The 14,958-nt window shown below is 72.5% G+C and carries 17 protein-coding genes and 2 riboswitches; of the genes, 11 read left to right on the top strand and 6 right to left on the bottom strand.

What is annotated here, in order from left to right; all coding sequences use genetic code 11:
• Positions 1 to 69: 69 nt before the first annotated feature.
• The 4 genes from AB0O29_RS06180 to AB0O29_RS06165 all read right to left on the bottom strand — a co-directional run bounded on the left by AB0O29_RS06180 (position 70) and on the right by AB0O29_RS06165 (position 4,109).
• Positions 70 to 1,062: an ABC transporter permease gene (locus tag AB0O29_RS06180; protein ID WP_365146845.1), complete on the bottom strand. Its 993-nt coding sequence runs from the start codon at positions 1,060 to 1,062 to the stop codon at positions 70 to 72.
• A 640-nt stretch (positions 1,063 to 1,702) separates the two neighbouring features.
• Positions 1,703 to 2,443 carry an enhanced serine sensitivity protein SseB C-terminal domain-containing protein gene (locus tag AB0O29_RS06175; protein ID WP_365146842.1) on the bottom strand — a complete coding sequence of 247 codons (741 nt, stop codon included), beginning with the start codon at positions 2,441 to 2,443 and terminating at the stop codon, positions 1,703 to 1,705.
• Positions 2,444 to 2,506: 63 nt separating this feature from the next.
• Complete coding sequence (locus AB0O29_RS06170) at positions 2,507 to 3,241, bottom strand: enhanced serine sensitivity protein SseB (RefSeq protein WP_365146839.1); 735 nt, start codon at positions 3,239 to 3,241, stop codon at positions 2,507 to 2,509.
• Between the two features lie 244 nt (positions 3,242 to 3,485).
• Complete coding sequence (locus tag AB0O29_RS06165; protein WP_365146958.1) at positions 3,486 to 4,109, bottom strand: AAA family ATPase; 624 nt, start codon at positions 4,107 to 4,109, stop codon at positions 3,486 to 3,488.
• A 261-nt stretch (positions 4,110 to 4,370) separates the two neighbouring features.
• Positions 4,371 to 4,474: riboswitch (glycine riboswitch) on the top strand.
• Positions 4,475 to 4,626: 152 nt separating this feature from the next.
• On the opposite strand from AB0O29_RS06165, the gene gcvT reads away from it, so the two are divergent.
• The 6 genes from gcvT (at position 4,627) to AB0O29_RS06135 (ending at position 10,325) form a co-directional block, all read left to right on the top strand.
• Complete coding sequence (gene gcvT, locus AB0O29_RS06160; protein WP_365146836.1) at positions 4,627 to 5,742, top strand: glycine cleavage system aminomethyltransferase GcvT; 1,116 nt, start codon at positions 4,627 to 4,629, stop codon at positions 5,740 to 5,742.
• A 95-nt stretch (positions 5,743 to 5,837) separates the two neighbouring features.
• Complete coding sequence (gene gcvH / locus AB0O29_RS06155; RefSeq protein ID WP_365146833.1) at positions 5,838 to 6,218, top strand: glycine cleavage system protein GcvH; 381 nt, start codon at positions 5,838 to 5,840, stop codon at positions 6,216 to 6,218.
• Positions 6,219 to 6,235: 17 nt separating this feature from the next.
• Positions 6,236 to 7,492, top strand: coding sequence for a serine hydroxymethyltransferase (gene glyA, locus AB0O29_RS06150; RefSeq protein WP_042811644.1), 1,257 nt, complete (start codon positions 6,236 to 6,238; stop codon positions 7,490 to 7,492).
• A 256-nt stretch (positions 7,493 to 7,748) separates the two neighbouring features.
• Positions 7,749 to 9,131 (top strand): L-serine ammonia-lyase, encoded by a 1,383-nt coding sequence (locus AB0O29_RS06145; protein ID WP_365146829.1) that lies wholly within the window; start codon positions 7,749 to 7,751, stop codon positions 9,129 to 9,131.
• Positions 9,132 to 9,308: 177 nt separating this feature from the next.
• On the top strand, positions 9,309 to 9,716 hold the full coding sequence (locus AB0O29_RS06140; RefSeq protein ID WP_365146826.1) for an SsgA family sporulation/cell division regulator: 408 nt from the start codon (positions 9,309 to 9,311) through the stop codon (positions 9,714 to 9,716).
• Between the two features lie 93 nt (positions 9,717 to 9,809).
• Positions 9,810 to 10,325, top strand: a complete 516-nt coding sequence (locus AB0O29_RS06135; protein WP_365146823.1) for a hypothetical protein — start codon at positions 9,810 to 9,812, stop codon at positions 10,323 to 10,325.
• A 13-nt stretch (positions 10,326 to 10,338) separates the two neighbouring features.
• On the opposite strand, the gene AB0O29_RS06130 is transcribed toward AB0O29_RS06135, so the two are convergent.
• The gene (locus tag AB0O29_RS06130; protein ID WP_365146820.1) at positions 10,339 to 11,049 is read right to left on the bottom strand and encodes a flavodoxin family protein; all 711 of its coding nucleotides are present in this window, start codon (positions 11,047 to 11,049) and stop codon (positions 10,339 to 10,341) included.
• 122 nt (positions 11,050 to 11,171) lie between these two features.
• Positions 11,172 to 11,367: riboswitch (cobalamin riboswitch) on the top strand.
• Between the two features lie 29 nt (positions 11,368 to 11,396).
• Here AB0O29_RS06130 and AB0O29_RS06125 point away from each other — a divergent pair.
• From AB0O29_RS06125 to AB0O29_RS06105, 5 genes are all read left to right on the top strand, one after another.
• Positions 11,397 to 12,095 carry an energy-coupling factor ABC transporter permease gene (locus AB0O29_RS06125; RefSeq protein ID WP_365146817.1) on the top strand — a complete coding sequence of 233 codons (699 nt, stop codon included), beginning with the start codon at positions 11,397 to 11,399 and terminating at the stop codon, positions 12,093 to 12,095.
• Positions 12,092 to 12,439: an energy-coupling factor ABC transporter substrate-binding protein gene (locus tag AB0O29_RS06120; protein WP_365146814.1), complete on the top strand. Its 348-nt coding sequence runs from the start codon at positions 12,092 to 12,094 to the stop codon at positions 12,437 to 12,439. Before AB0O29_RS06125 ends, AB0O29_RS06120 begins: the two co-directional genes overlap by 4 nt.
• A gap of 3 nt (positions 12,440 to 12,442) precedes the next feature.
• Positions 12,443 to 13,192: a cobalt ECF transporter T component CbiQ gene (gene cbiQ, locus AB0O29_RS06115; protein WP_365146811.1), complete on the top strand. Its 750-nt coding sequence runs from the start codon at positions 12,443 to 12,445 to the stop codon at positions 13,190 to 13,192.
• Positions 13,189 to 14,010: an ATP-binding cassette domain-containing protein gene (locus tag AB0O29_RS06110; RefSeq protein WP_365146808.1), complete on the top strand. Its 822-nt coding sequence runs from the start codon at positions 13,189 to 13,191 to the stop codon at positions 14,008 to 14,010. Before cbiQ ends, AB0O29_RS06110 begins: the two co-directional genes overlap by 4 nt.
• Before the next feature lie 110 nt (positions 14,011 to 14,120).
• The gene (locus tag AB0O29_RS06105) at positions 14,121 to 14,669 is read left to right on the top strand and encodes a PadR family transcriptional regulator (protein ID WP_365146805.1); all 549 of its coding nucleotides are present in this window, start codon (positions 14,121 to 14,123) and stop codon (positions 14,667 to 14,669) included.
• A 59-nt stretch (positions 14,670 to 14,728) separates the two neighbouring features.
• Here the strand turns inward: AB0O29_RS06105 and AB0O29_RS06100 are convergent, their stop codons facing one another.
• On the bottom strand, positions 14,729 to 14,941 hold the full coding sequence (locus tag AB0O29_RS06100; protein ID WP_365146802.1) for an EF-hand domain-containing protein: 213 nt from the start codon (positions 14,939 to 14,941) through the stop codon (positions 14,729 to 14,731).
• Between the last annotated feature and the right edge of the window lie 17 nt (positions 14,942 to 14,958).

Below are 14,958 nucleotides of genomic sequence, written 5' to 3'. Positions count from 1 at the left end.
ATCGCGAGGGCCTGCTTTCTGCGGATCACGGTTGTCCAACCTCCATAGGTGGTGAATCGAAGAAGCGGTTCAGCTGCCCTTGGGGTCGAGCGCGTCGCGCAGCCCGTCCCCGAAGAGGTTGAACGCCAGGACGGTGATGAAGATCGTCATACCGGGGACCACCATGTACATGGGGTCGTCCTGGTAGATGGGGACGGCGTCGGAGAGCATCTTTCCCCAGGACGAGGTGGGGGGCTTGACGCCGGCGCCCAGGAAGCTGAGGGCCGCTTCCGTCAGGATGTTGGTCGGGATGATCAGCGTGGTGTAGACGAGGATCGGCGCGACCAGGTTCGGCATCAGCTCCTTGACGAGGATGTAGCCGCGGCCGGCGCCGAGGCTGCGCGCCGCCTCGACGTACTCGCGCTCCCGCAGGGAGATCGTCTGGCCGCGGACGATGCGTCCGATGTAGGGCCAGCCGAAGAAGCCGATGACGAGGATGAGCACGCCCATCCGCACACCCGAACCCTCGAAGCCCCAGACGGAGTTGGGGACGACGGAGACCAGGGCGATGGTGAACAGCAGCTGCGGGAAGGCCAGCAGCAGGTCCATGAGGCGGCTGATGACCCCGTCGACCCAGCCGCCGAGGAAGCCGGCGAGGGCGCCCAGGAAGCTGCCGAGGACCACCGAGACGAAGGCCGCCAGGAAGGCGACGATCAGGGAGATCCGGGCGCCGTAGACGATCCGGCTGAAGACGTCGCGGCCGTTGGTCGGCTCGACGCCCAGCAGGTGGTCGGGGCTCATGCCGCCCCAGGAGCCCAGCGGCGTGCCCAGGTCGGGGTCGATCAGGTCCTCGTGGAACTCGTTGGGGTCGTGGCCCAGCAGGTTCACGATCAGCGGCGCGAAGATCGCCACCAGGATCAGGAAGATCACGACCACGCCGCCGGTCAGCGCGACCTTGTCGCGCTTGAGCCGCATCCAGGCGATGCGTCCGGGCGAGCGGCCTTCGATGGCCTTGGCAGGGACGTCGGCTACGGACACGGGCGCGGGCGTTTCCGCGTTCGTGTCGTGCAGTGGTGCCGTCATCGTGGTGGGGACCCCTCTCGGCCGACGGGTGGTCGGCCCATGCCCGCCGCTGTGGCGGCGTTGGTGCGGAGTGGCGCTCGGAGTGCTCTGGACACGGTGGAACGCGGACGGAATGCGCCGGGAGGTGCGTGAGTACTGCGAGAACTGCGGGAGGTACGGGAAGTGCCGGGTGACGCGCGGGGAATGCGAGGACTGCGGCCATGCGGAACTGCGGGCAGTGCTGTGCGGAGCGACAAGCGGAGTGCGCGTACCGAACCGGTTCCCGGAGGACTGACCGGCTCTTGGGTGGGGAGTCTTCATCGGGCGCTCGACCAGCCGCCAGACCCGCAGATGAAAGGATGCGCAACCGTGATCTGAGGCTTGAGTTCCCGTTATCCGGACTCCGCTCTCGGCTCAGCGGAGCAAGACCGTCCGTTCGGTACGCAAACGGACATGGCGCACAACTCGGTGGAGGAGTACGCCAATTGGTCGCCCAGGACGGGCTGAATCCGGACAAGCGGAAGGCCGCCGGGAACGGTGGTTCCCGACGGCCCGAGGTCGCCTTGGACGGCCCGTCTCACGGTGCGGGCATACCCTGAAATGTCCCTGTAACGAGGTCGGCGTTCGGCCCGGAGGTCCCCGTCCGGCGGCGGACGGCGGCTCAGTAGGCGGCCGCCTGCCCCTCGCGGTCGTAGAAGGGCCGGGTCTGCGCGCGCAGCCACATGGCCACCGGGTCGTGCTCGTCCGCCAGCGCGACCGTGCACACCGGAACCCCGTCCGGCACCGCGCCGACCGACTGGCGCATCATCTCCCGGACGGATTCCAGCGCGGGCGCGGAGGCGTCGTAGAGGTCGAGCCCCACCGCGAGGTACGCCGACCCCAGCGCCGGCTGCACCCAGGCGCGGCGCAGCGAGCGGACGGCGGGCGTGCGGTGGGCGTGCTGGGTCAGCAGGCCGTAGAACTGCGGGAGCTCCAGGGCGGGCTCGGAGAGGCGCAGCGGTCCCGCCGGCATCCGGTCCAGGCCGGTCGCGACCCGGCGCAGGTCCGCCCAGGGGATGCCGAGGCCGCCGCCCTGGGCGTGCGGGTTGACCCACAGGCCCCAGCGGTCGGGGTAGAGGGCGCGGGCGATGTCCCGGCCGGTCACCACCTCGTAGCCGCGGTTCCAGCCGCTGGCGGCCAGCTCCTGCGGGGAGGTCACGCAGGGCGCGTAGCCGAGGCCGTCGACCTCCATGCCGCCGTACTGGGCGTCCGGGGAGCCGGGCTGCCCCTGCCAGAGCAGCATCCACAGCCTGCCCTCGGCGAGGGCGTGCAGGAATGACTCGTAGTTCTCATAGCGCCCGGGAGTCACCTGGCGCAGCATGTGCTCGACCTGCCCGGCCGCGGCCGTGCCTGACGCACTCACCCGGGTACCCCTCTTCGTCTTCGTCCGCCCGTCGTCTCCACGTCCCGAACAGCTTAAGCGTCGCTACGCGAGGTAGAAGGGGCGCACGCGCTCACGAATCCAGTCCGTGACCGGGTCCTCGGCGGCCTCCAGCAGGATCAACTGCACCGGCCAGGGCGCGGGTACGCGGGCCAGGGCGCGGCCGAGCGCCTCCAGCGGGGCGGCCCGGGATCCGGCGTCCCATCCCACCAGCTGGACGCCGATGTAGAGCTCGGGACCCTTGCCCTCGACGCTGGCCAGGCAGCGGTGCGCGGCGGAGACGACGCCGGTGGCGCGGAACTCCTCGGCGGCGGCGGTGAGGAAGTCGACGGGGTCGTCCTGCCAGTCGGGCTCGAAGAGCCGGACGCGGGCGCCGCTGGCCGGGCCGTCGAGCTCGGTGCGGCCGGCGCGGCAGAGCTCGGCGACGGCGGCGGGCGGCAGGGGGACGCCGACGGCGCCCTCGGGGTTCACGGCGATGCCGAGCTGCGGGGGCAGGCCGCGGGCGAACTCCACGGCGGGGGCGATCGCGAAGTCCATGGCGGGGCCGGCGGCGAAGCGGAACTGGGCCTCGGAGCTGTAGACGGGGACGTACGCCTGGCCGGCGATCAGCATGGTGGGGAGGTCGAGGGAGGTGCTGTCGGGGCCGCCGCCCTGGGGGAGCGGGATCCAGACCTGGCCGCGGCCGAGGGCCTCCAGGATGCGGGGGCCGGCGTCCGGCTGTCCCAGGGCCGTTCCGAGCACCTGCTCCAACTCGTTCGCCGGCCAGCCGTTGCCGTGCATGTGCCCCTGCTCTCCGTTTGGGTTTCCGTGGCGAATACCGCCCCGAGGCTATCCGGTGCCGATGCCGCTGCCGCTGCCCGGAGCCGTCTCCCCGGGGGCTCCGCCCCCGGACCCCCGCGCCTCAATCTCCCCCAGCTACCGCTGGGAGGTGCCCCCTGGCGGGGCTACAGATAGCCCCGGGGGACGGGCGAAGGGCGGGTGGGGGACCTCCGCCCCGCGCAGCGGCGTACCCGGGCCGTAGACGTCAGGGCGTGAAGGTGATCTCCGCCAGGTTCGCGGCGGACGGGCGGTCCAGGAGGGTGGTCGAGGCGCAGCCGCGCGGGGAGCGGCCCGACTCGGCCGCCGCGAGCAGGCGGGTCACCGCCGTGCGGTGGCGGGCGAAGGCGTAGGGCGAGACACCTCGGCCGCGGGCGGTCTGGCCGGCGAGGGCCTCCTGCGGGGTGGCGTCCAGCAGGAGCAGGTGGAGACGGCGCCCCCGGCGCCGGGCGGAGGCCGCCAGGAGGGCCCGGACCCAGGTCTGGGTGCCGCAGTCGTGGACGACCAGAGAGGCGCCGGAGCGCAGCTCGCGCCAGAGGGTCCAGTAATGGGACACCCGGACCAGCGGGCGGTACGCCCCGTACGGCAGGGCTCGCGGCATCCGGCCCTCCCAGCGCTCGCGGACGTCCTGGGAGTCGATGCCCCCGCCCGGCGCGGCCCGCTTGATCAGGGTGGTCTTGCCGCCGCCCGGCAGACCGGACACCACCACGATGTCCCCCGCGCGGAAGCTCAGCCGCCGGGGGCCGCGCGCCACCCGTCCGCGCAGGTCGCGGACCGTGCCGGCGGCGGGGGCGGTCCGGGACGCGAGGGGCCGCCCCCGGACCTCGTCCACCGTCCCCGTACTGGTCACCACTCCGAATCTCCGCAACGTGATCGTCTCCCCCCGAGTCGGGCCGCGAGGGCCCCATGCCCGCTGAATGTAAAGAGACGGTAATCCGGGCGGCCCGGTTCCGGGCGGCCCGTCCGCCACCCGGAACCACGGGGGCCCGGGGGCCGCAGGCGTTCCGCACGTTCTTCCGGGCCCCACTGCCCGCTTCCGCCCGACCCGTGCAATGATGTGCGCCATCTGGACACCAACTGCATACCGGCCGCTTGAATCCGCGCGGGAGAGTCCCGGCTGGCCGCGAGGCCGTGCCCGGGCGCCGAAGGAGCAAGTTCCTCCCTTGAATCTCTCAGGCCCCGTACCGCGTGGATGAGGCAGATCTGAAAAGCGAGCTGTCCGCAGCTCCACCCAAGGTGCAAGTCGGCGTTCCCCGCGCGGGAACTCCCGGCGAACCTCTCAGGTTCCGATGACAGATGGGGAGGATCGTCCTCGTCATGTCATGCCCTGGGACCCGGGAGCCACACCCATGAGCACTGCCCCCCGCCTGACCGCGCTCGACGCGCTGCACCGGTCGCTCGGTGCGACCATGACCGACTTCGCGGGCTGGGACATGCCGCTGCGCTACGCCAGCGAGCGCGACGAGCACAACGCCGTGCGCACCACGGCCGGCCTCTTCGACCTCTCCCACATGGGCGAGATCACCCTCACCGGCCCGGAGGCCGTGAAGGCGCTGGACTACGCCCTCGTCGGCAACATCTCCACCGTCGGCGTCGGCCGCGCCCGCTACACGCACATCTGTCAGGAGGACGGCGGGATCCTGGACGACCTGATCGTCTACCGCCTCGGCGAGACCGAGTACATGGTCGTCGCCAACGCCTCCAACGCCCAGGTGGTGCTGGACGCGCTGACCGAGCGCGCCGCCGGCTTCGACACCGAGGTCCGCGACGACCGTGACGCGTACGCGCTGATCGCCGTCCAGGGCCCCGAGTCCCCCGGCATCCTCGCGTCGCTGACCGACGCCGACCTGGACGGCCTGAAGTACTACGCCGGCCTGCCGGGCACCGTCGCGGGCGTGCCCGCGCTGATCGCCCGCACCGGCTACACGGGCGAGGACGGCTTCGAGCTGTTCGTCTCCCCCGAGCACGCCGTGGAGCTGTGGCAGGCGCTGACCAAGGCGGGCGAGGGCGTCGGCCTGGTCCCGGCCGGCCTGTCCTGCCGCGACACCCTGCGCCTGGAGGCGGGCATGCCGCTGTACGGGCACGAGCTCACCACCTCCCTCACCCCCTTCGACGCCGGGCTGGGCCGGGTCGTGAAGTTCGAGAAGGAGGGTGACTTCGTCGGCCGCGCCGCCCTGGAGGCCGCCGCCGAGCGCGCCGCCACGCAGGCCCCGCGCAAGCTGGTCGGCCTGATCGCCGAGGGCCGCCGCGTCCCGCGCGCCGGTTTCTCCGTGGTCGCCGACGGCAAGGTGATCGGCGAGGTCACCTCCGGCGCCCCGTCCCCGACGCTGGGCAAGCCGATCGCCATGGCGTACGTCGACGCGGAGCACGCCGCGCCCGGCGCCTCCGGCGTCGGCGTGGACATTCGCGGTACGCATGAGCCGTACGAGGTCGTGGCCCTGCCGTTCTACAAGCGGCAGAAGTGACCCTCGGGTCCCCGGGACCCGGCGCCGCCGGCCCCGCCGTCGGCACGCAAGACCACCGTTCGTATCCACCGCACCGCATCCAGGAGAATCAGGTCATGAGCAACCCCCAGCAGCTGCGTTACACCAAGGAGCACGAGTGGCTGTCGGACGCCGTCGACGGCGTCTCGACGGTCGGCATCACGGCCTTCGCCGCCGACGCACTCGGTGACGTCGTCTACGCCCAGCTCCCCGAGGTCGGCGACACCGTCACCGAGGGCGAGACCTGTGGCGAGCTGGAGTCGACCAAGTCGGTCAGCGACCTGTACTCCCCCGTCTCCGGTGAGATCGTCGAGTTCAACCAGGACGTCGTGGACGACCCGGCGCTGGTGAACTCCGCCCCGTTCGAGGGTGGCTGGCTGTTCAAGGTGAAGCTCTCGGAGGAGCCCAAGGACGCGCTCTCCTTCGACGAGTACACCGCCCTCACCGCCGGTAACTGACACCCCAGGGGATCCTGATGTCCGTTCTGAACACCCCCCTCCACGAGCTCGACCCCGACGTCGCCGCCGCCGTCGACGCCGAGCTCGTACGCCAGCAGTCGACCCTGGAAATGATCGCGTCGGAGAACTTCGCTCCGGTCGCCGTCATGGAGGCCCAGGGCTCGGTCCTGACCAACAAGTACGCCGAGGGCTACCCGGGCCGCCGCTACTACGGCGGCTGCGAGCACGTCGACGTGGTCGAGCAGATCGCGATCGACCGCATCAAGGCGCTCTTCGGCGCCGAGGCCGCGAACGTCCAGCCGCACTCCGGTGCGCAGGCCAACGCCGCCGCGATGTTCGCGCTGCTGAAGCCGGGCGACACGATCATGGGCCTGAACCTGGCCCACGGCGGTCACCTGACCCACGGCATGAAGATCAACTTCTCCGGCAAGCTCTACAACGTGGTCCCGTACCACGTCGACGAGTCCGGCCAGGTCGACATGGCCGAGGTCGAGCGCCTCGCCAAGGAGTCCAAGCCGCAGCTGATCGTCGCCGGCTGGTCCGCCTACCCGCGCCAGCTGGACTTCGCCGCCTTCCGCCGGATCGCGGACGAGGTCGGCGCGTACCTGATGGTCGACATGGCCCACTTCGCGGGCCTGGTCGCCGCGGGCCTGCACCCGAACCCGGTGCCGCACGCCCACGTGGTCACCACCACCACGCACAAGACCCTCGGCGGTCCGCGCGGCGGTGTCATCCTGTCGACGCAGGAGCTGGCCAAGAAGATCAACTCCGCGGTCTTCCCGGGCCAGCAGGGCGGTCCGCTGGAGCACGTGATCGCGGCCAAGGCGGTCTCCTTCAAGGTCGCGGCCTCGCCCGAGTTCAAGGAGCGCCAGGAGCGCACCCTGGAGGGCGCGAAGATCATCGCCGAGCGCCTGGTCCAGCCGGACGTCACCGAGGTGGGCGTCTCCGTCCTCTCCGGCGGCACCGACGTGCACCTGGTCCTGGTCGACCTGCGCAACTCCGAGCTGGACGGCCAGCAGGCCGAGGACCGGCTCCACGAGATCGGCATCACGGTCAACCGGAACGCGATCCCGAACGACCCCCGCCCGCCGATGGTCACCTCGGGTCTGCGCATCGGTACGCCGGCGCTCGCCACCCGCGGCTTCGGCGCCGAGGACTTCCGCGAGGTCGCCGAGATCATCGCGCAGGCCCTGAAGCCGGCGTTCGACGCGGACGACCTCAAGGCGCGCGTCTCCGCGCTCGCCGCGAAGTTCCCGCTCTACCCGTCGCTGTAGTCACGGGCCAGGAGGGGCCCGGCCTTGTTCCGCACAGGGCCGGGCCCCTTTCTGTCTTCTCCCCCGGCCCCCTCCCCCGCCGGGCACCGGAACGCGAGCTGACTCACGTCCACCGGACCCTTCCGCGAGCAGAAACGTTCATCTCCACGCGTTACGCTCGTCTGCCGGACAAAATCCGCAGATCCCCCGCGCACCACCCCGCTCCACCACACCCCTGCCCTCTCTCCACCCCACGAGCCGACAAGGGAGTCCGCCAGTGGCCATCTCCGTCTTCGACCTCTTCTCCATCGGTATCGGCCCCTCCTCCTCCCACACGGTCGGCCCGATGCGCGCGGCGCGCATGTTCGTGTCCCGCCTGAAGAAGGACGGCGTCCTCGCCCAGACCGCCTCCGTCCGGGCGGAGCTCTTCGGCTCCCTCGGCGCCACCGGCCACGGCCACGGCACGCCCAAGGCGGTCCTGCTGGGCCTGGAGGGCCACTCCCCGCGCACCGTCGACGTGGAGACCGCGGACGACGAGGTCGAGCGCATCCGCAAGACCGGGAAGCTGCGGCTGCTGGGCACGGAGATAGGGGACGTCCACGAGATCGACTTCGACGAGCCGAACCAGCTGATCCTGCACCGCCGCCGCTCGCTGCCCTACCACGCGAACGGCATGACCCTCTTCGCGTACGACGCCTCGGGCGCCCCGCTGCTGGAGAAGACCTACTACTCGGTCGGCGGCGGCTTCGTCGTGGACGAGGACGCGGTCGGCCAGGACCGGATCAAGCTGGACGACACCGTCCTGAAGTACCCCTTCCGCTCCGGCGACGAGATGCTCCGCCTCGCGAACGAGACCGGCCTGTCGATCTCCTCCCTGATGATGGAGAACGAGAAGGCCTGGCGCACGGAGGAGGAGATCCGCGAGGGCCTCCTGGAGATCTGGCGCGTCATGCAGTCCTGCGTCTCGCGCGGCATGTCCCGCGAGGGCATCCTCCCGGGCGGGCTGCGCGTCAAGCGCCGGGCCGCCTCCACGGCGCGCCAGCTGCGCACCGAGGGCGACCCGCTGCTGCACCGCAGCGAGTGGACGACGATCTACGCGATGGCCGTGAACGAGGAGAACGCGGCCGGCGGCCGCGTCGTCACCGCGCCCACCAACGGTGCCGCGGGCGTCCTGCCGGCCGTCCTGCACTACTACGTGAACTTCGTGCCCGGCGCGGACGAGGACGGCGTGGTGCGCTTCCTGCTGGCCGCCGGCGCCATCGGCATGCTCTTCAAGGAGAACGCCTCCATCTCGGGCGCCGAGGTCGGCTGCCAGGGCGAGGTCGGCTCCGCCTGCTCGATGGCGGCGGGCGCCCTGGCCGAGGTGCTGGGCGGCTCCCCGGAGCAGGTGGAGAACGCGGCCGAGATCGGCATGGAGCACAACCTGGGCCTGACCTGCGACCCCGTCGGCGGCCTGGTGCAGATCCCGTGCATCGAGCGCAACGGCATGGCGGCCGTCAAGGCCGTCACGGCGGCGCGGATGGCGATGCGCGGCGACGGCAGCCACAAGGTCTCCCTGGACAAGGTCATCAAGACCATGAAGGAGACCGGGGCCGACATGAAGGTCAAGTACAAGGAGACCGCGCGCGGCGGTCTCGCGGTCAACGTCATCGAGTGCTGACCTGATCGGCGCAGCGTGACGAGGGGCCCGGCGCGGGTGCGCCGGGCCCCTCCGCGCGTGGGCGAAGAGGGGTCCCACGGCCCGCCCGGGTCGGGACCTTCGGCCCCCGGCGGCGGGCGGCCGGTGCACTAGCGTGCTGCGGGGGGCGCTGCTAGCCCGCGAAGAGAGGCGGCCGCCATGGCCATCACCGAACACCGTGTCCTGCCGCTGCGGCTGGAGGCCGCGCCGCTGCCGGTCCCCCTGGAGGGCGCCTTCGTCTACCGCACGGACCGGCCCTACGAGGTCGCCGTGGAGTTCCGGGGCGGCGGGACGCGGATCGCCCGCTGGGTCTTCTCGCGGGAGCTGCTGATCGACGGGCAGACCTGCCCCACCGGAGAGGGCGACATACAGGTGTGGCCGCGCTGGACGGGCACCGAGCCGCGCGTCCTGCTGGCCCTCAGCAACGGCGAGCGCGGCTGCGTGGTCTCCGCGCGGGCCAAGGACGTGCGCGAGCTGTGCCGGCGGATGACCGAGCTGGTCCCGCGCGGGCAGGAGGACCGGCACTACGACCTGGACGCCGAGCTGAGCGCCCTGCTGACCTTCTGAGGCCGGGCCGGGCCCCCCGCGCAACCGCGGGGGCCCCTCGGGTGTCCTACCGGGTGACAGTCGGTTCCCGTCTCAGAGGATCGGGGGGACGCCATGCGTCACCACCCGCACCGCCGCCGGATCGTGGCCCTGGCCACGGGCGCCCTGCTGACCGCAGGGCTCGCGCTCGCCGCACCGGCCTCGGCAGCCGCACCGGCCGCCGTCCGCTCCACGACCCCGCTCGTCGTCAACGCCCGCTGGGGCGGTCACTGCACGTACGACCGGATCGTCGTCGACCTCCAGGGCTCCGTTCCGCCCTTCACCGTCACTCCCGTCTCCCAGCTGGTCTACGACGGGTCGGGCAAGCCCGTCCCGCTGCCGGGGAAGTACTTCCTGGAGATCCGCCTGCACCCCGCCGCCGGCCACGACGACGCGGGCAACAACGTCTACCGGGGGCCCCGGCTCCAGCAGATCGGCCTCAGCAAGCTCAAGGGCCTCGCCCTGACCGGCGACTACGAGGGGTACGTGACCTTCGGAGCCGCCTTCGACACCCAGCCCGTCTACAGCACCTCCGTCCTGCACGCGCCCGAGCGGCTCGTGGTGGACGTCGCCCACCCGAACACCTGCTGACACCGGGCCGCCCTCAGCGGTGTTCCGGGTTCGGGAAGTCGAAACGGCAGCCGGCGTCCCACAGGGACCGCTGGTTGCCGTGGGCGGGGAAGCCGCCGGCGCGCTTGAGGAGCGCCGCGAGGTGCATCAGGTTCCAGGACATGAACGCCGTATTGCGGTTGGTGAAGTCGTTCTCGGGGCCGCCGGAGCCCGGGTCCAGGTACGAGGGCCCGGGCCCGGCCTCCCCGATCCAGCCCGCGTCGGCCTGCGGCGGGATCGCGTAGCCCAGGTGCTGGAGGCTGTAGAGGAGGTTCATGGCGCAGTGTTTGACGCCGTCCTCGTTCCCGGTGATCAGCGCCCCGCCGACGCGCCCGTAGTAGGCGTACTGGCCCGCGTCGTTCAGCAGCGAGGAGCAGGAGTACAGCCGCTCGACGACCTTCTTCATGACGGAGCTGTTGTCGCCGAGCCAGATCGGGCCGCACAGGACGAGGATGTCGGCGTCCATGATCCGGCTGTAGAGCACCGGCCACTGGTCGCTCTCCCAGCCGTGGTCGGTCATGTCCGGCCAGACGCCGGTCGCGATGTCGTGGTCGACGGCGCGGATCAGCTCGGTGCGGGCCCCGGCCGACTCCATGACGGCGCGGCTCTTGGAGATCAGCCCCTCGGTGTTGCTGGTCTCGGGAGAGCGTTTGAGGGTGCAGTTGACGAAGACTGCGGACAGGTCGGAGTAGTCGTAGTCGGCCACACCCCCACCCTGCGGGCCGGCCGCCGCCCCCGCCAGCGCTCGGGGCCCGTCCGGGGGGCAAACGGAATTCGGCCGTCCGATCGGCCGGATCGGTCCGGGTTGATACCGGTCCGTGCGGGCGACTAGGGTCAGCGGGCCTTGGTGTTCGGGAAACCGGTGTGAAACCGGTGCGGCCCTCGCCACTGTGATCGGGAAGTCCAGCTCCACCCCTCGCGGGAGCCACTGGGACCGCACGGGAGACCGTACGGACCCGGGAAGGCGGAGCCGGGGCGGCAGTACCCGTCAGCCAGGAGACCGGCCGGGGCGCTTACGTCCATCCACGAGGTGCTGGAGAGGTCTCCCGACTCATGCACATAGCCGAGGGGTTCCTGCCCCCGCTGCACGCGGCCGCCTGGGGCGCCGCGTCCGCCCCGTTCGTCGTCCACGGGGTCCGCGCCCTGACCCGCGAGGTGAAGTCCCACCCGGAGAGCACGCTGCTCCTGGGGGCGTCCGGAGCGTTCACTTTCGTCCTGTCCGCCCTGAAGATCCCCTCGGTCACGGGCAGTTGCTCGCACCCCACCGGGACCGGACTCGGCGCCATCCTGTTCCGGCCGCCCATCATGGCGGTGCTCGGCACCATCACCCTGCTGTTCCAGGCCCTGCTGCTGGCGCACGGCGGGCTCACCACCCTGGGCGCCAACGTCTTCTCGATGGCCATCGCCGGGCCCTGGGCCGGGTACGCGGTCTACCGGCTGCTGCGCCGGTCCGGCGCCCCGCTGATGGTCACCGTGTTCTTCGGGGCCTTCTTCGCCGACCTGGTCACCTACTGCGTGACCTCGGTCCAGCTGGCGCTGGCCTTCCCCGACCCGGCCAGCGGCTTCCTCGGCTCCCTGGAGAAGTTCGCCGGCATCTTCGCGCTCACCCAGATCCCGCTCGCCGTCAGCGAGGGGCTGCTGACGGTGCTCGTGATGCGGCTGCTGATGCAGTCGAGCAAGTCGGACCTGGTCCGGCTGGGGATCGCCAAGCTGACCGGTACGCCGCGGACCGAGGAGGCGACGGCCCGATGACCAGGAACGCCAAGATCAACACCCTGCTGCTGCTCCTGGTGGCGGCGCTGGCCGTGCTCCCGCTCGCGCTGGGGCTCGGCGAGGGCAAGGAGGAGCCCTTCGCGGGCGCCGACGCCCAGGCGGAGTCGGCCATCACCGAGCTGAAGCCGGACTACAAGCCCTGGTTCTCCCCGCTGTACGAGCCCCCGTCGGGCGAGATCGAGTCGGCGCTGTTCGCCCTCCAGGCGGCCCTGGGCGCGGGCGTCCTCGCGTACTACTTCGGGGTCCGCAAGGGCCGCCGCCAGGGTGCGGCGCAGGCCCTCGCGCAGGCGCAGGCACCCGCCGAGCCCGCGCGGGAGCCGTAGCCGGTGCTGCCCATCGACGTGGCGGCGCACTCCAGCCGCTGGCGCGGCCGCCATCCGCTGGAGAAGGCCGTCCTGGGGTTCGGGCTGACCCTCACCGCGGTGTGCCTGCCGCCGTGGCCCGGCGGACCGCTGGTGGCCGCGGCCACCCTGGCCGTGCTGCTGGGGCCCGCCGGGGTGTCCGGGCGGCAGTTGTGGCGGGCCTTCCGGGTCCCGCTGGGGTTCTGCGTCACGGGGGCGCTGCCCCTGCTGGTGTCGGTGGGCGGCCCGGACGGTTTCCTCGCGCCGGCCCCGGACGGGCCCCGGCACGCGCTGGACCTGCTGCTGCGCACCTCGGCCGCCTCGCTGGGGGTGCTGCTGTTCGCCTTCACCACGCCCGTCTCGGACGTGCTGCCCCGGCTGGTAAGGGCCGGGGTGCCGGCGCCCGTGGTGGACGTGGCCCTGGTCATGTACCGGATCGGCTTCCTGCTGCTGGACTCCCTGGCGCAGGTCCGCCGGGCCCAGGCGGCCCGGCTCGGGCAGTCCGGGCGGGCGGCCGCGTGGCGCTCGGTGGCGGGGCTCGCGGCGACCTCGTTCGTCCGGGCCTTCGACCGCGCCGCCCGGCTCCAGGAGGGGCTCGCGGGGCGCGGTTACGACGGCGCGCTGCGGGTCCTGGTCCCGCCGGCGAAGCTGTCCCGGCGGTTCCTGGCGGCCGCCGTCGCCCTGCCGGCCGGCCTGGTCGCGGGAACCCTCGTACTGAAGGAGCTGGGGCTGTGACCCCGTTGGTGGAGCTGGTCGGCGCGGGGTACGCGTACGAGGACGGGCCGGCCGTGCTGTCGGGGGTGGACTTCGCCATCGCCGAGGGGCGGGCGCTGGTGCTGCTGGGCCGCAACGGCAGCGGCAAGACCACGCTGATGCGGCTGCTGAGCGGGGGCCTGCGGCCCGCATCGGGGGCGCTGAGGCTGGAGGGGACCGAGGTCGCGTACGACCGGCGGGGGCTGACCCGGCTGCGGACCACCGTGCAGCTGGTGGTGCAGGACCCCGACGACCAGCTCTTCGCCGCCTCGGTGGAGCAGGACGTCTCCTTCGGCCCGATGAACCTGGGGCTCCCGGAGGCGGAGGTCCGGGAGCGGGTGGACTCCGCGCTGGCCGCACTCGACATCACGGCGCTGCGCGACCGCCCGACGCACCTGCTGTCGTACGGGCAGCGCAAGCGGGCGGCGATCGCGGGGGCGGTGGCGATGGCGCCCCGGGTGCTGATCCTGGACGAGCCGACGGCGGGCCTCGACCCGGACGGGCAGGAGCGGCTGCTGGACGTCCTGGCGGGGCTGCGGGCGGCGGGCACCACGGTGGTGATGGCCACCCACGACGTGGACCTGGCGGTCCGGTGGGCGGACGACGCGGCGGTGCTCACGCCCTCCGGGGTGCGGGTGGGGGCGGCCGCCGTGCTGCTGTCGGATCCGGAGCTGTTGGCGTCGGCCGGGCTGCGGGTGGCGTGGGCGCCGGTGGTGGGGGCGTACCTGCGGGCCCGCGGTCTCCTGGACGCGGACGCCCCCGGGCCGCGCACGCCGGAGGAGCTGGGCGCGCTGGCCTGAGCGGAAGCCGTGCCGGGGGCGGGGCGGGGTCGGAGCCGCGGGGCGGCGTTGTCCCGGTGTGCCCACCCGTCCCGCCCTGCGGGACGATTGCCCACACCTAGGATGGCCGCATGTCGTTGCCGCATGCCATTCTCACCGCGCTGTTGGAGAGGCCCTCTTCCGGGCTGGAGCTGACCCGGCGGTTCGACAAGTCGATCGGCTACTTCTGGTCGGCGACGCACCAGCAGATCTACCGGGAGCTGGGGCGGCTGGAGGAGGCCGGGCTGATCCGGGCGCTGCCCAGCGAGGTGCCCGTGCGGGGGCAGCGCAAGCAGTACGAGGTGCTGCCCGACGGCGGCGCGGAGCTGGCGCGCTGGGTGGACGAGCGGCAGGACCCCAAGCCGATGCGGGACGCGCTGCTGCTGCGGATCCGGGCGGCGGCGGTGGTGGGGCCGCAGGGGCTCGGCGCGGAGCTGCGGCGGCACCTGGAGCTGCACCGGGCCCAGCTCGCGGAGTACGAGGCCATCGAGGCGAAGGACTTCCCGCCGGGGCGGGACGCGGACCCGGACCGGCTGCGCCGGCTGGTCCTGCACGGGGGGATCGCCCTGGAGGGCTTCTGGCTGAGCTGGCTGGAGGAGGCCCTCGCCGAGGTCGAGGACATGGCGGGCCCGGGGGCCTGACGCGCCCCCGTCCCGGCGGGCGGGACGGAGGCGGGCGCGGCGCCCGTTCGGCGGGGCCCCTACTTGTTCAGGTCGGCCCAGAACTCGTCGAAGCTCAGCAGCTTGTCGCCGTTGAGGTCCTTCGACGCGACGATCGCGTCGGCGACCGCGGGGGTGACGAAAGCGTCCCCCATGGCCTTCATGGCCGCGCTGTACTCGTCGGCCGTGATGACGCCGTCGCCGTTCGCGTCGAACCGGTCGAACGTCTCACGTGCCTTGTCGATGTCCGCCACTGGGGCCACCCCTTCCT

Origin of the sequence: Streptomyces sp. NPDC089915, from assembly GCF_040684675.1 — a bacterium.
Taxonomy (GTDB): Bacteria; Actinomycetota; Actinomycetes; order Streptomycetales; family Streptomycetaceae; genus Streptomyces.
Note: the sequence above shows the minus strand (reverse complement) of the source record. Positions and strands in the feature narration are given on the sequence as shown.